Origin of the sequence: Acinetobacter ihumii (assembly GCF_900625095.1) — a bacterium.
Classification (GTDB): Bacteria; Pseudomonadota; Gammaproteobacteria; order Pseudomonadales; family Moraxellaceae; genus Acinetobacter; species Acinetobacter ihumii.
Map to the genome: position 1 here is coordinate 1,212,463 of NZ_LR130760.1, position 14,896 is coordinate 1,227,358.

General features: G+C 39.9%; 13 protein-coding genes. 5 read left to right on the forward strand and 8 right to left on the reverse strand.

The window, feature by feature from the left end:
- Window positions 1-10: 10 nt before the first annotated feature.
- The 3 genes from E0D95_RS05670 to E0D95_RS05680 form a co-directional block, all read right to left on the reverse strand.
- Window positions 11-1,177 (reverse strand): ATP phosphoribosyltransferase regulatory subunit, encoded by a 1,167-nt coding sequence (locus E0D95_RS05670; RefSeq protein ID WP_130802980.1) that lies wholly within the window; start codon window positions 1,175-1,177, stop codon window positions 11-13.
- Between the two features lie 152 nt (window positions 1,178-1,329).
- On the reverse strand, window positions 1,330-1,671 hold the full coding sequence (locus tag E0D95_RS05675; protein WP_130802981.1) for a hypothetical protein: 342 nt from the start codon (window positions 1,669-1,671) through the stop codon (window positions 1,330-1,332).
- A 151-nt stretch (window positions 1,672-1,822) separates the two neighbouring features.
- The gene (locus tag E0D95_RS05680) at window positions 1,823-2,845 is read right to left on the reverse strand and encodes a type I glyceraldehyde-3-phosphate dehydrogenase (protein WP_130802982.1); all 1,023 of its coding nucleotides are present in this window, start codon (window positions 2,843-2,845) and stop codon (window positions 1,823-1,825) included.
- 412 nt (window positions 2,846-3,257) lie between these two features.
- Between E0D95_RS05680 and alaS the strand changes: the two genes are divergently transcribed.
- The 3 genes from alaS (at window position 3,258) to csrA (ending at window position 7,745) form a co-directional block, all read left to right on the forward strand.
- Window positions 3,258-5,894 (forward strand): alanine--tRNA ligase, encoded by a 2,637-nt coding sequence (gene alaS / locus E0D95_RS05685; protein ID WP_130804841.1) that lies wholly within the window; start codon window positions 3,258-3,260, stop codon window positions 5,892-5,894.
- Between the two features lie 66 nt (window positions 5,895-5,960).
- Complete coding sequence (locus E0D95_RS05690; protein ID WP_130802983.1) at window positions 5,961-7,241, forward strand: aspartate kinase; 1,281 nt, start codon at window positions 5,961-5,963, stop codon at window positions 7,239-7,241.
- Between the two features lie 249 nt (window positions 7,242-7,490).
- Entirely contained in the window at window positions 7,491-7,745 is a 255-nt protein-coding gene (gene csrA, locus E0D95_RS05695; protein ID WP_004989721.1) for a carbon storage regulator CsrA, read from the forward strand.
- Window positions 7,746-7,808: 63 nt separating this feature from the next.
- Here the strand turns inward: csrA and rnhB are convergent, their stop codons facing one another.
- Window positions 7,809-8,378: a ribonuclease HII gene (rnhB, locus tag E0D95_RS05700; RefSeq protein WP_130802984.1), complete on the reverse strand. Its 570-nt coding sequence runs from the start codon at window positions 8,376-8,378 to the stop codon at window positions 7,809-7,811.
- Window positions 8,379-8,381: 3 nt separating this feature from the next.
- Window positions 8,382-8,774: a hypothetical protein gene (locus tag E0D95_RS05705; RefSeq protein ID WP_130802985.1), complete on the reverse strand. Its 393-nt coding sequence runs from the start codon at window positions 8,772-8,774 to the stop codon at window positions 8,382-8,384.
- A gap of 227 nt (window positions 8,775-9,001) precedes the next feature.
- Here E0D95_RS05705 and E0D95_RS05710 point away from each other — a divergent pair, with 227 nt between their 5' ends.
- Complete coding sequence (locus E0D95_RS05710; protein ID WP_130802986.1) at window positions 9,002-9,559, forward strand: cytochrome b; 558 nt, start codon at window positions 9,002-9,004, stop codon at window positions 9,557-9,559.
- A gap of 65 nt (window positions 9,560-9,624) precedes the next feature.
- Here the strand turns inward: E0D95_RS05710 and E0D95_RS05715 are convergent, their stop codons facing one another.
- The 3 genes from E0D95_RS05715 to E0D95_RS15910 all read right to left on the reverse strand — a co-directional run bounded on the left by E0D95_RS05715 (window position 9,625) and on the right by E0D95_RS15910 (window position 12,529).
- Entirely contained in the window at window positions 9,625-10,626 is a 1,002-nt protein-coding gene (locus E0D95_RS05715) for an adenosine deaminase (protein WP_130802987.1), read from the reverse strand.
- 64 nt (window positions 10,627-10,690) lie between these two features.
- Window positions 10,691-12,010, reverse strand: a complete 1,320-nt coding sequence (locus tag E0D95_RS05720) for an NCS2 family permease (RefSeq protein ID WP_130802988.1) — start codon at window positions 12,008-12,010, stop codon at window positions 10,691-10,693.
- A 387-nt stretch (window positions 12,011-12,397) separates the two neighbouring features.
- Window positions 12,398-12,529: a hypothetical protein gene (locus E0D95_RS15910; protein WP_284690727.1), complete on the reverse strand. Its 132-nt coding sequence runs from the start codon at window positions 12,527-12,529 to the stop codon at window positions 12,398-12,400.
- A gap of 885 nt (window positions 12,530-13,414) precedes the next feature.
- Between E0D95_RS15910 and E0D95_RS05730 the strand changes: the two genes are divergently transcribed.
- Complete coding sequence (locus E0D95_RS05730; protein WP_130802990.1) at window positions 13,415-14,869, forward strand: SulP family inorganic anion transporter; 1,455 nt, start codon at window positions 13,415-13,417, stop codon at window positions 14,867-14,869.
- Window positions 14,870-14,896: the final 27 nt, after the last annotated feature.

A 14,896-nucleotide genomic window follows, 5' to 3' on the forward strand; every position in this document is an offset into this window, starting at 1 on the left:
AAATAAACCCTTAAATCTTTTCGACCTGCCATGTACCGTTTGCATTGACCAGTTGGTGTGTTGCATAAGGAACCGAACTTAAATTGTCATGACCTAACAACTGAATCACAGCGACGCCCTGTTGACGTGCCTGCTCAATTGCTTTAAGCAGATTTTCATCATGCCCATTTGGCGCAACAACCGTCTCAATCTGTTTAAACTGCCCTGCACAAAGCGCATATAAATCACAGCTAAAACCCGTTGCAGGACGTGCACGACCAAAATGTTCACCGATTCCATCATAGCGTCCACCCTGTGCCAGTGGTGCAGCGCGATGAGGTGCATAAACGGCGTACATTAAACCTGTGTGGTAGTGATAACTGCGAAGTTCAACCACATCAATACCAATATGTAGCTCTGGCCATTGCGCCTGAATTTGGACGAATGTAGTTTTTAGCGCGTTTAACGCATTTTGGAATGCAACATCATTCAACACGTCATCGCTTAAATGCTGTTGAAGCGCATCTAAATCACTGGCATAACGACCCAGTGCATAGAAATCGGATCCGAAAGATAAATCTTGAGTAAATTCTTCAAGCTCTGGAAGAGCTTTGCGTTGATACAAATCAGATAAATCTTGTTCTGTCTGTTTGCTCAAACCAGCACGTTCAACCAGACTACGGAACAGTCCAACATGACCCAAATCAAGATGAACGCCTTCTAAAGCGTTGGCTTGCTGGATGAGACCTAACATGACATTGATCATTTCCACATCTGCTTCGATGCTGTCATGACCATAAAGCTCTGCACCAAGCTGAAGCGGCGCACGAGAAGAATTAAAGTTTTGTGGCTTGGTATGCAGCACAGTTCCCGCATAACAATAACGCGCCACGCCTTCAATCGAACGGACATGAGCATCAATACGAGCCACTTGTGGAGTCATGTCAGCACGAACACCAAGTAGACGACCAGAAAGTTGATCAATCACTTTAAAGGTGACTAAATCCAAATCATGATTTGATTCAGATAATAAAGACAACGATTCAATGTATTCAATAAATGGGGTATACACCAATTGATAACCACGGCTTGCGAGGAAATCCAGTGCATGTCGACGAAGCGTCTCTACTACTTGCGCTTGTTCTGGTAATACATCTGCTACCCCATCAGGTAACAACCATGTCTCTGAAATCGGCATGTTTCAAACCTAAAATTTGCTCAAGGCGGAATCAATCCGCATAAAAAAATCGGGAGCACACCCGATTCCTCTAAGTCTAACACGATAGTTGTTGCCATGCACCTGAGATTTTTAGGAAAATTAGATTTATGACTTTTCTGTTCATTTGCCTATTATTTTAAATCGTCTTCTTCAAACTGATTGATGCGTTTAAAATCTTCTGCATGCCCGACATATTGAGTAAGTAAGGCAATCAATTCTGCATTTTGCAGTTCCAGCAATTTCGATTTTTGTACCGTTTGATTGAGTAGTTCTCGATCAACCTGAACATTTTTTGCCAAATCCTGCATAATCTCCAGCGTCTTTTTTAAATTACTTTCTAACAGGATCACTTTATCTTCAAGTGCCTGATACTGGCTTTGGTCATGTAATGTATTTTGTTCTTTGCGAAATTGAAGTACCACTAAAATAATGACCGCAATCATTAAAATGATAATAAACAACCAGACCAACATATTTATCTCCTCATCCTTGTATTGTTCAGTTATGTTGATGAAGACAGCCTAAAAGTAGGCATTATGATCAATAAAACCGTATCTAGCTTTTAAGTTTACGCATGCAGCCAAAGCACCAAAATTCTGCATCAACCTCAATGAGCAACTTAACTTAATTAAATGATTGACACAAATCCAGCAAACGATTGGCATAGCCCCATTCATTGTCATACCATGCAAAAACCTTGGCTTGGCGACCCACCACCATGGTTTGAGTCAAATCGACAATTAGTGAATAGGGTGAATGATTAAAATCACTGGAAACCAGTGCTTCATCTGTCACAGACATAATATCTGCATAATCATGTTTCGCAGCTCTGATTAATACTTCATTCAAATGGTGTACATGGATTGGATTTTGCGAGACAAAACTAAGATCAATTGCTGCTACATTAATCGTTGGGACTCGAATCGAATAACCATCAATTCGGTTTTCCATTTTAGGCATCACTCTTTTCAATGCATTTAATGCACTAGATGTGGTCGGAATAATATTTTGACCCGAAGCACGGGCACGGCGTAAATCACGATGTGCGTGATCGAGTACCGACTGATCTGCCGTCACGGCATGAATTTCCGTCATCAGTGCAGTTTCAATACCAAATGCATCATCAATGATTTTCACCAAGGGCACTAGAGCTTGCGTGGTACACGAGACACTAGAAATAATGCGGTCTGTAGTTTTGACTTCAGATTGATTCACACCATACACAATCGCGGCATCGACTTGATCAAATGGCGCAGCACCAATAATGACGCGCTTCGCCCCTGCATCCACATGTCGAATTGCATCGGCATGTGAGCGGAATAAGCCTGTACATTCTAAAACCACATCAATATCCAATGCTTTCCATGACAGATTTTCAGGGGCTTCCTCACGAAAAACCTGAACTGCGAGTTCACGACCAAACGCTCGGATATGTAAGATAATCTTTTCATTTTCAACATTGATTGTCACATCGCCATGAAAACGACCATGTGTGGTGTCATATTTAAACAAATGCACTAGTGTTTCGACGTCCGCAATGTCATTGATCGCCACAATATCAAAGTTGAACTGTTTAGGATTTTCAAACCATGCACGTAATACATTTCGGCCAATTCGACCAAATCCATTAATGGCGATACGTTGCATGATTTATCCTTTTCTATAAGCGATCTGGCCCTATGTTAAAACATTGATTATCCCGATGATACAATTCCATCGCGTGTTTCGACGAGTTTGTTATTTTTTAACCAATCAACAGCCATCAACTTTCTTATAAAATTTTATTAATTTCAGTTGTATTGTCTTTGCAAATAGAGACTTTATGGAAATTTACTCGATTTTTAATCAAGAATTCTGACAATTACTGACAAAACTATTGCATAGAATTGTCATCATTTCTCGGTAAAATCATTGGTTGTACAGGGTTTTTCCGTTATAATTTGGCGCTTTTGAAATCTACGCCACGCATTCATCCTTTATCGTTTTTATTTAAACGGTCTGCTGTCTGCATATAGCCTATTTGAATTTATGGAGTGACTTGGTTGTGAGTACTCGTTTTATGACATCTGCTGAAATTCGTGAAGCTTTTTTGCGTTATTTTGAATCGCAAGGCCACACACGTGTCGCGTCGAGTTCACTTGTACCCGCCAACGACCCCACTCTTCTGTTTACCAATGCCGGCATGAACCAGTTTAAAGATTGTTTCTTAGGACTGGAAAAACGTGATTATGTCCGTGCGGTTTCATCACAAAAATGCGTACGTGCTGGTGGTAAACATAACGATCTGGATAATGTCGGTTATACCGCGCGTCATCATACTTTTTTTGAAATGCTCGGTAATTTCTCTTTTGGTGATTATTTCAAACAAAATGCGCTCAAATTTGCGTGGGACTTTTTAACTAGCGAACAATGGTTAGGCCTACCGAAAGATAAACTTTATGTCACGGTTTATCATACCGATGATGAAGCCTATGACATCTGGAACAAAGAAATTGGTTTAGCGCCTGAACGCATTATTCGTATTGGTGATAATAAAGGCGAAAAATACGCATCGGATAACTTCTGGGCAATGGGTGATACTGGGCCATGTGGACCTTGTTCTGAAATTTTCTTTGACCACGGTGATCATATCTGGGGTGGTTTGCCGGGTACACCTGAAGAAGATGGCGATCGTTTTATTGAAATCTGGAACAACGTCTTTATGCAGTTCAATCGTACTGCGGATGGTGTATTGCATCCTCTTCCAGCCCCTTCTGTTGATACAGGCATGGGCTTGGAACGGATTAGCGCAGTCTTACAACATGTCAATTCCAACTATGACATTGATCTATTCCAACATCTGATCAAATCTGCATGTGAAATTATTGGCGTTAAAGATGAAGGGCAACCGTCACTTCGTGTTGTGGCGGATCATGCGCGTTCTTGCTGCTTCCTGATCGCCGATGGTGTAAACCCATCCAATGAAGGTCGTGGTTATGTGTTACGTCGTATTATTCGTCGTGCAGTACGTCATGGTAATAAGCTCGGCGCAACAGGTACATTCTTCTATAAAATGCTTCAGCCTTTAATCGATGTTATGGGTGAGGCTTACCCTGAACTTAAAAATGCTCAGGCACGTATTGAAGCGACTTTAATTAAAGAAGAAGAACAATTTGCCAAAACATTAGAACAAGGTTTAAAACTGCTGGAAGGTGAACTTGCGCAACTTTCTGGCAAAGTGATCCCGGGTGAAACCGTATTTAAACTGTATGACACTTACGGCTTCCCAACCGATTTAACCGCTGATATTGCCCGCGAACGTGACTTAGAAATTGATGAAATCGGTTTTGAACGCGAAATGGAAGCACAACGTCGCCGCGCACGTGACGCAGGTAAATTTGCTGTCGATTATAACAGTATCGTTAAAGTTGATGGCGAAACCCAATTTGACGGCTATGATGCTACTGCGGGTCAGGGTCAAATCATTGCTATCTATAAAGATGGCGAACAAGTCGAAGAAGTGGTTGAAGGTGATGAAGCCTTAATCGTGCTTAATCAAACCCCTTTCTATGCAGAAAGCGGTGGTCAGATTGGCGATACGGGTATTTTCAAAAACGATACAGGTATTTTTGAAGTTCAAGATACCAAAAAATCGGGTGGTGCATTTGTTCATCAGGGTATCGTGACCATGGGTAGCTTAAAAGCAACTCAACATGTAGACGCGATTGTGAAAGCAGATATTCGTGCGGCAACTGCACGTAATCACTCAGCGACTCACCTCCTACATGCTGCACTACGTCAAATTTTAGGCACGCATGTTCAACAAAAAGGTTCATTGGTTGCCAGCGATATTTTACGTTTCGACTTTGCCAATGACCAACCTGTAACTTTTGAACAATTGCAACAAGTAGAACAATTGGTGAATCGTGAAGTGATTGCCAATACTCCTGTTGGCGTTGAAGTGCTCGATATAGAATCGGCCAAAGCCAAAGGCGCAATGATGCTATTTGGTGAAAAGTATGGTGATGAAGTTCGCGTACTTTCCATGGGTTCCGTGATCGACGAGCGCAACTTCTCAATTGAACTGTGTGGCGGTATTCACGTCCAACGTACAGGTGATATTGGTCTATTTAAAATCACGTCCGAAGGTGGTGTGGCTGCAGGTATACGTCGTATTGAAGCGGTCACAGGTACTAAAGCACTTGAAGTGGTACAAAAATCCGACACTGACATCCAACAGATCAATAGCTTATTAAAAGCACAAAAAGATCAAACAGTAGAACGTGTTCAGGCTGCGGTAGAACATACCTCAGCTTTGCAAAAGCAAATTGAACAGCTCAACCAAAAGTTAGCAAACTTTCAGGCGGCTGAACTTTTAAGCCAAGTTCAAACCGTTGCAGGTCGTTCTACCCTGATCACCACTGTTCAAAACATGGATGCGAAATCACTTCGCAACCTGCATGACAGTGTGAAATCAAAATTAGAGAATGCTGTGATTGTATTGGCCGGTGTTGAAGACGACAAAGTCAGTCTGATTGCATCAGTTGCCAAACAATATACGGCACATCTAAAAGCAGGCGATATCATCAAACATCTTGCAACCGAACTTGGTGGTAAAGGTGGTGGTAAACCTGACTTAGCACAAGGTGGCGCGCCACTAAACGAGAAGTTTGAACAGGTTATGACAGCTCTCCCTGTCTGGCTTGAACAGCACTAAGACTTCACTTTTGTGTAACTGACTCTGAATTAAGCCTCTCAGGGTCATGGCTTATATGGAACAACTATGGCATTAATCGTACAGAAATATGGCGGGACCTCAATGGGGACTCCTGAGCGCATTTTAAATGTTGCTCGTCGTGTGAAGCGTTGGCATGATCACGGCCACAAGGTTGTAGTGGTGGTTTCTGCAATGAGCGGTGAAACCAACCGTTTGCTTGCACTTGCCAAAGCCATTACTGAAACACCTGATCCACGTGAGTTAGACCAAATGGTGTCTACAGGTGAACAGGTGACGATTTCCATGTTAGCAATGGCACTCAATTCGATTGGTGTAGAAGCTAAATCCTACACAGGTCGTCAGGTTGGAATCAGAACCGACAGTGCCTACAACAAAGCGCGTATTGAAGCGATTGATACCGACGTGATGACAGCCGATCTTGATGTTGGTCGTGTACTGGTTGTTGCAGGTTTTCAGGGTGTTGATGACGAAGGTAATACCACAACGCTTGGTCGTGGCGGTTCAGACACCACAGGCGTTGCATTGGCAGCCGCATTAAAAGCGGATGAATGCCAGATTTACACCGATGTAGATGGTGTTTATACCACTGACCCACGTGTTGCGCCAAAAGCCAAAAAAGTGGATCGCATTTCTTTTGAAGAAATGCTGGAAATGGCCTCTTTAGGCTCTAAAGTCCTTCAAATTCGTTCCGTTGAATTTGCAGGTAAATATCAGGTTCCACTGCGTGTATTGTCTAGTTTTGACAATGATGATGATGGTGCATTTGATGAAGACTTTAAACAAAACGTAGGTACATTAATTACGACTGAGGCGGAAGACAACATGGAACAACCTATTATCTCAGGTATCGCATTTAACCGTGACGAAGCCAAACTCACCATCTTAGGTGTATCGAATGAGCCGGGTGTTGCTGCTAAAATTTTAGCTCCGATCAGTGCTGCAAACATCGAAGTTGACATGATTATCCAGAATGTCGAAGAAGATGGAACAACTGATTTCACCTTCACCGTCAATCGTGGTGATCTTGCCAAAGCTGAAAAGATTCTAAAAGAAACAGCAGCGAATATTGGTGCACGTGAAGTCGCAACTCGTGATGATATCGTTAAAGTATCCATCGTGGGTGTTGGTATGCGTTCACATGCAGGCGTTGCCAGCAAAATGTTTATTGCGCTTGCTGATGAAAGTATCAATATCCTGATGATTTCAACTTCTGAAATTAAAATTTCAGTGCTTATTGAAGAGAACTATTTAGAATTGGCTGTACGTACTTTACATACTGCATTCGGTCTAGATCGTGAACACGGCGAAAGTAGTGCTCGTGCATAAACTTTGACCAAACAAACTGTGAATTAGATCACTTTTCAACAAATTGTGCCAAAAAACTAGAGCCACTGTAGTTTTTTCTATAGTGGCTCTGTTATATTAACAGGCGTATATCTAGTAGAATTTTGAGCAGTATCTTTAAATATATCACTCTTTTTATTGATTCTGTTAAATATTTAGCTAGTTGTGAGGTTGTACTTTCGGTTTTTTAAACCACTCTCGCAGGTTTAGCGTTTTAGCAAGGAGATAAACATGCTGATTCTGACCCGTCGTGTCGGAGAAACATTAATGATTGGGGATCAAGTCAGTGTAACTGTGCTTGGCGTTAAAGGTAATCAGGTTCGTATTGGTGTAAATGCGCCAAAAGAAGTATCTGTGCACCGTGAAGAAATCTACCAGCGTATTCAACACGAACGTGCCATGCATGAACACCTTCAACATCTTGATCAAGATTATCAACCTTCGTTTGAAGACGATAATTTTTCTCAAAACAATTTTAATCGTTAAGAAGATGTGTTTCTTTTCATTAAAGCGGCTCACTAGCCGCTTTAAATATTTTTAAAACAGTATTTATAAAAGACCCAGTGCTTTTTTAACAGGTGCATAACTACGACGATGCTCGTCAATCACACCATGATTCGCAATCGCTTCAAAATGTGCTTTAGTTGGATAACCTTTATGTTTGGCAAAACCAAATACAGGATATTTGTCGTCCAGCTCTTTCATTTGTCGATCACGTGTCACTTTTGCCAAGATACTCGCCGCACTAATTTCTGCATGGCTGGCATCCCCTCCTACAATTGCTTCACAGCTCACACAAATGCCTTTTGGAATCTGATTACCATCAACCAATACTTTGCTCGGTGCTAAGTGCAAACCATCGACAGCACGATTCATGGCTAAAAAAGTTGCCTGTAAAATATTTAATTGATCAATTTCACTGTGTGTCGCTTCAGCAATCGACCACGCTAAAGCTTTTTCCTGAATTTCGATAAATAGTTGTTCACGTTTCTTTTCAGTCAGTTTTTTAGAATCATTTAAACCTTCAATTGGCTTATTCGGATCTAAAATCACAGCAGCAGCAACCACTGAACCGACTAATGGTCCTCGCCCTGCCTCATCCACACCTGCAATCATAATGGTTTATTTCACTAAATTTTGTTGAAAGGTTTCATTCACACAAGCAGTCACTGTTTTAGAAACTACTTGCCCTACCATGGCTGCACGTGCATTTGGATCAAAGGTGGCTGTTGCCACATCTGCTGCGGTCACACTATACGGTGCTTTTTCACTCACACAGCCACAAATTTCAGTTTGAATGTCCTGTTTTTGCTCTGCTGTCATCAGTCTAGACGCTGTTTGCCAAGCAGGAATTGTATTGATTTCATTTAAACATTTTGCATTCACCGCAATTTTTAATGCGGTCATACCTAACTGCTCAGTGGTATTTGCAGATGTGCCATTCATTGAGCCATCTGTTGCACAACCAGAAAAAGCCAATATGACCGGTAAACAAAGAACAAAAGCTTTATTCATCATAATTTCCTTTATTAAATTTGCTGCTATTTTGCCTAAACATGAGCAGTGTTGGAATCAAAAATTTCACAAAATTATCCGATTAGCCTGAAATTACAGCCACCATCCTGACTCTAAAAGCGATGGTATCGTTCCAATAAAACAACGCTTCGTTACGGCAGACCAGTTTTATAGTGTCTCGTTGTGATTTATGCTCGCGGCATAATCAGCAATTGAAAGAACGTTTTATGCCGAATTCTAGCCAGTATTACACTCGAACAGCACAATATTTGCACTGGATCATGGCTATTATTTTTATAACAGCATGGTTGATTGGTTTTTATAGTGGTAATTTTTTAAGCTACGATACTGATGGTAGTTTTAAAGGCGATGTCATTACGTTGCACAAAAACATTGCAACAACGATTATTTTCCTAGTGATGATTCGTCTCTTTTGGCGATACACGCACCCCGCACCGCAACTCCCTGATAGCATGTCGCCATTCATGAAGACTTTAGCGCATGCAGGTCATTTAGCGTTGTATTTTATTTTGTTGGCTTTGCCGATTACAGGTTGTTTATTTAGTTGGAGCGCAGGACATCCAGCACCCGTACTTTACTTGTTTAATATTCCGCAGTTGATTGGTGAAAATCCTGACGTGATGGCAATCGTTAAACCGATACACATTTATTTGTCATGGTTTGCAGGTTTGTTGGTAGTAGGGCATATTTTGGCAGCACTTAAACATCATTTCGTTGATAAAGATCATGTATTGATCAGTATGACTAAACAGCCCAAATCATAATGCTGAATCAAGCAATAAAAAACGCATCATTTTTGATGCGTTTTTTATTGAATAAGTCACGAGAATTAAGACAATTGATGAATTGTTTTAATCCATTTTTGTTTTTCACTTGCATCTATAAATGATGCTTCAAATGAGTTGATTGCCAATTGTTTCAGTTCCTCATGAGACAAATCCAGCGCTTCATGAACTGCAATGAAGTTATCGTTCATATAACCCCCAAAATAAGATGGATCGTCAGAGTTAATGGTGACATGCACGCCCTGTTTCAGCAAACGATGAATATTATGTTCAGCCATATCATCGACCACACAAAGTTTTAAATTACTTAATGGGCAGACGGTTAAAGGCATTTTCTCATCAATCAAACGTTGTAATAAGGCTGGATCTTCTTCCGAACGCACACCATGATCAATACGATTCACCTGAAGCAGATCCAAAGCCTCCCAGATATATTCTGGCGGCCCTTCTTCACCTGCATGTGCGACAATTAAGAACCCTGCTTCGCGTGCTTTAGCAAACACACGTTCAAACTTAGAAGGTGGATGGCCAACTTCACTTGAATCTAATCCAACCGCAATAATATCGTCTTTAAATGGCAATGCTTGCTCAAGAGTTTTTAGTGCATCTTCTTCGCTTAAATGACGCAGGAAACACATAATGAGTTGAGAACTAATACCAAATTTTATTTTTGCATCTACACAAGCGCGTTTTAAACCATTCAGTACCGTTGCAAATTCAACTCCACGCTCGGTATGCGTTTGTGGATCAAAAAACATTTCTGTATGAACCACATGATCCGCTGCACATTTTTCAAAATACGCCCAAGCCAGATCATAAAAATCTTGTTCATGCAGTAGCACATTTGCTCCTGCATAATAAATATCCAAGAAAGACTGTAAATTATGAAAATTATAGGCTTGCTTAATTTCTTCAACAGATTGATACGGAATTTGAATATGATTGCGCTGTGCAATCTCAAACATCAATTCGGGCTCAAATGTTCCCTCAATATGCACATGTAATTCTGCTTTTGGTAAAGCGCGAATTAACTCAATCTGATTCATATCAACTCCAAAATAACAAAGGGTGCAGGCATCTGCTCTGCACCCTTTTTTTTCAACACAACAATTAACCACCAAATGCTGCAAATTTAAATACCCACAGTGCAGCAATAATCCAGACCATATAAGGGACTGTTTTTGCTTTACCTGTCAATAATTTTACCAACGCATAACTAATAAAACCCATCGCAATACCATCAGCAATTGAATAGGTAAATGGCATAAATACAATCGTTAAAAAGGCAGGAACCGCTTCGGTAATATCATCCCAATCAATATTGGTAATTCCATGAATCATTAACACCCCAACAAATAAAAGTGCTGGAGCCGTAGCAAAACCCGGTACAGACTGAGCAAGCGGTGCAAGGAACAAACACACCAGAAACAGACATGCAACGACAACCGCAGTTAAACCAGTACGTCCACCCGCAGCCACGCCAGAAGCTGATTCAATATACGGTGTGGTCGATGATGTGCCTAATGCTGCCCCTGCTACAATTGCAGTGGAATCCGCAAATAATGCTTTCTTTAAACGTGGTAACTTACCATCTATCAACAAACCAGCACGATGCGACACACCCACCAAAGTACCTGTACTATCGAATAAATCGACCAAGAAAAATACGAAAATTACCCCAATTAAACTTGCAGTAAATAAGCCTTCAAAATTCATTTGCATAAAGGTCGGTGCTAATGAAGGAATTTCACCCACCACGCCTTTAAATTGGTTAATTCCCATCACAGTTGAAATAGCAGTAATTGCAAGAATACTGATAATAATGGCGCCACGAACTTTAAAGTGATGCAATACCACAATAATCAATAACCCCAAGAAAGCCAAAAGTACACTCGGGGATTTTAAATCGCCCAAACCAACCAGCGTCGCTGGATTATCAACAATAATTCCTGCATTTTTCAAAGCAACCAGCGCAAGGAATAAACCAATACCGCCACCAATTGCAAATTTGAGTGACATCGGAATGGCATTCACAATGGCTTCACGAATTTTAAGAAAACTAATTGCCAGAAAAACCAGTCCAGAGACAAAAACTGCGGCCAATGCTGTTTGCCAAGGAACCCCCATTCCCAAACACACAGAATAGGTAAAATATGCATTCAGTCCCATACCCGGTGCCAATGCAATTGGATAATTGGCGATTAGCCCCATAACCAGACAGCCAATTGCCGCAGCCAAACAGGTCGCAACAAAAACCGCACCATGATCCATACCGGTTTCAGCAAGAATCAACGGATTGACAATAATGATGTAACACATGGTCAAAAATGTAGTTACACCCGCAAGCACTTCAGTTCTAAAGCTTGTTTTATTTTCACTTAATTTAAATAAGCGTTCTAATACGCCCACTGAAGAGGTCGGAGTTGACATAACAAAGTCCCTACTAAAAGTTTAAGCATACGATGTGCTCATGTTGCATGTATTAAAGTGAAAATTTATTTGAATACACTTTAAAAGCATGCTTGATCTGATGATAGGCAAAGCAATCAATATGCCACCCTCAATGCTCACATGATCATATTTTTCATAGAATATAAGGTATATATGTATTGTGACATAGGACTTATCCCGATCATCAAAACACAAAAAAGCTGCATAAAATATGCAGCTTTACATACACTTTTAGGAAAATGAACTTCATCAGCATTTTCCAGTACAGTAGTATAGCACAACAAATACATGTTTTCTTCGCTCGAACCGAACCAGCTTGATAGCTAAAACCGAGTTAAATCATTCAATTAGGTTATCATCAATGGGCTAATGCACGACATTCGGATGATTGGCCTGATAAAGCGAAGAACGTTGATTATAGTTCGGATTATTTTCTAATAGCTTCAAACTTTGTTCCGCATCACTTACAATTTTTGTCACTTGTTCCTTTTTTTTCATTTTTGAATCGAGATAAATACTATAGCCAAGTAAGATGACGAGGCCTATAAAAATCAATACGATGATATTTTTCATACGCTATTCTTATATTGATTTAGTTATAATTAAATTGATCAAAAAACAATAAGAGGATTAAATTTACCATTCTCATTACACCAACGTAATTTAATGGTGATCACTTCATCAACCTTTTTGTCATTCTGATGACCCTTTAACATGATAGTTTAAAAAAATGGATTGATAAAAGACCGCACTTACTCCAGCACTTTAACCATATAGGAAAACTTAAAAATATCCTCATGAATATTAAAAGTATTTTAAAATTTACCTACCAATTTCTCACTAACATTATCATGATACACTGAATAATTCAGCCGTTTAAGTATTAAAATCATCATTTTCAGATTATTTAATTGAATTATTTTCAATAATAAAATTCATTTTACTCAACTTTGAAATTAAACCAGAGGTTTTATTTATTATTCATGACTTATATTATCTTACTAAGCTATTGGAATAATGTGACAAAACAATGAATGTATGTGTGAGCAACTTAGTTTAGTCGATAAACCATTTGCATGATCAATATATTTTTAAACTTCCTCAGATTGGCATAAGCTGACAGTTTTTGTCAAAACTTAAATTGTTTTATTTTCAAACTCAGCTTTTTAAATCAATTTCAAGATGTGTTGTTTGCGATATGAAAATGATATGCTTACCCAATTTTTCCAAGCTCATTCGATTTTATGCCACTTACACCACCTTAATTCCTCTTTTCTCCCTCGTCATTATTCCCTGAATGGTTGTCTAGTCATCTGCTTTTTCGCCTGTAAATACCGCAATACTAGTCAGCAGATCTCCGATAATAATTTGAATAGGCTGTTTATGTTTCAAAAAATTCGCCAAGAGTGGTTATTTAACATTCGTGCAGATGTCCTTGCAGGTTTAGTCGTAGGCCTCGCCTTAATTCCTGAGGCGATCGCATTTTCTATTATTGCAGGAGTTGATCCGCAAATTGGATTATATGCCTCTTTCTCTATGGCAGTTGTCATTGCATTTATGGGAGGTCGACCTGCCATGATTTCTGCTGCCACAGGTGCCATGGCTTTATTGATGGTCACTTTGGTTAAGGAACATGGTCTTCAATATCTTTTTGCAGCGACCATATTAACTGGAATCATTCAGATTATTGCGGGTCAGTTAAAACTTGCAAAACTCATGCGCTTTGTCTCTAAATCGGTGGTCATCGGTTTTGTAAATGCGTTGGCTATTCTTATTTTCATGGCTCAACTTCCTGAACTGATTCATGTTTCTCATCAAGTTTATATCTTTGTCATACTGGGCTTACTGATTATTTATTTGTTTCCTTATCTCCCTAAAATTGGAAAACAAATTCCTTCACCGATGGTATGTATTGTTGTCATTACATTGCTCGCCTTATTTTTAGACTCAAATGTGCGCACTGTAGGTGATATGGGACATTTACCCAATACTTTGCCACACTTTTTTATTCCAAATATTCCTTTTAATCTCGAAACTCTATGGATTATTCTGCCCTACTCTTGTGCGCTTGCAGCAGTAGGTTTACTTGAATCGATGATGACAGCCACTATTATTGATGACCTCACAGAAACCTCAAGTAATAAACATCGTGAATGTAAAGGTCAAGGTCTTGCGAATATTGTGACTGGATTTATGGGCGGAATGGCAGGTTGTGCCATGATCGGGCAATCCATGATTAATGTAAAATCAGGTGCACGTGGACGTCTTTCAACGTTGGTGGCAGGTGTATTTTTACTTATTCTCGTGGTCTTTATTAGTGACTGGTTGCGTGTCATTCCCATGGCGGCTTTAGTGGCAGTTATGATTATGGTGTCCATAAGTACTTTTGATTGGGGATCAATTAAAAATTTCAGACGTAATCCGAAAAGCAGCAATATAGTCATGATTTCAACGGTGATTGTGGTCATTGCAACACACAATCTCGCATGGGGTGTATTGGTTGGTGTTTTACTTTCCGCATTATTTTTAGCCAATAAACTTGAAAACAACGTACATGTAGAAACCATGCTACGTGGGGATGTTCGCATCTATGATGTCAGAGGACAATTGTTTTTTAGTTCATCTGAACGCTTTGCTGATGCCTTTGATTTTCAGGAAACGATTAAACAGGTGGTGATTGATCTTACCCATGCGCATATTTGGGATGTTACAACCGTGGCAACACTGGACAGTATTGTCGATAAGTTTCAAAAAAATGGAATACACGTCACAGTCGTAGGTTTAAATGAAGCCAGTTCCATTATGATTGATAAATATGGAACACATTCCAAAGTCTAAACTCAGACAAAAAAAGAGATGACGCGT

Bases quoted from the DNA above. Each gene is read 5' to 3' on its own strand.
- E0D95_RS05675 (WP_130802981.1), bottom strand. From the start codon at position 1,671: ATGTTGGTCTGGTTGTTTATTATCATTTTAATGATTGCGGTCATTATT.
- E0D95_RS05715 (WP_130802987.1), bottom strand. From the start codon at position 10,626: ATGAATCAGATTGAGTTAATTCGCGCTTTACCAAAAGCAGAATTACAT.
- E0D95_RS05720 (WP_130802988.1), bottom strand. From the start codon at position 12,010: ATGTCAACTCCGACCTCTTCAGTGGGCGTATTAGAACGCTTATTTAAA.
- csrA (WP_004989721.1), top strand. From the start codon at position 7,491: ATGCTGATTCTGACCCGTCGTGTCGGAGAAACATTAATGATTGGGGAT.
- E0D95_RS05670 (WP_130802980.1), bottom strand. From the start codon at position 1,177: ATGCCGATTTCAGAGACATGGTTGTTACCTGATGGGGTAGCAGATGTA.
- E0D95_RS05690 (WP_130802983.1), top strand. From the start codon at position 5,961: ATGGCATTAATCGTACAGAAATATGGCGGGACCTCAATGGGGACTCCT.
- alaS (WP_130804841.1), top strand. From the start codon at position 3,258: ATGACATCTGCTGAAATTCGTGAAGCTTTTTTGCGTTATTTTGAATCG.
- E0D95_RS05710 (WP_130802986.1), top strand. From the start codon at position 9,002: ATGCCGAATTCTAGCCAGTATTACACTCGAACAGCACAATATTTGCAC.
- E0D95_RS05680 (WP_130802982.1), bottom strand. From the start codon at position 2,845: ATGCAACGTATCGCCATTAATGGATTTGGTCGAATTGGCCGAAATGTA.
- E0D95_RS05705 (WP_130802985.1), bottom strand. From the start codon at position 8,774: ATGAATAAAGCTTTTGTTCTTTGTTTACCGGTCATATTGGCTTTTTCT.
- E0D95_RS05730 (WP_130802990.1), top strand. From the start codon at position 13,415: ATGTTTCAAAAAATTCGCCAAGAGTGGTTATTTAACATTCGTGCAGAT.
- E0D95_RS15910 (WP_284690727.1), bottom strand. From the start codon at position 12,529: ATGAAAAAAAAGGAACAAGTGACAAAAATTGTAAGTGATGCGGAACAA.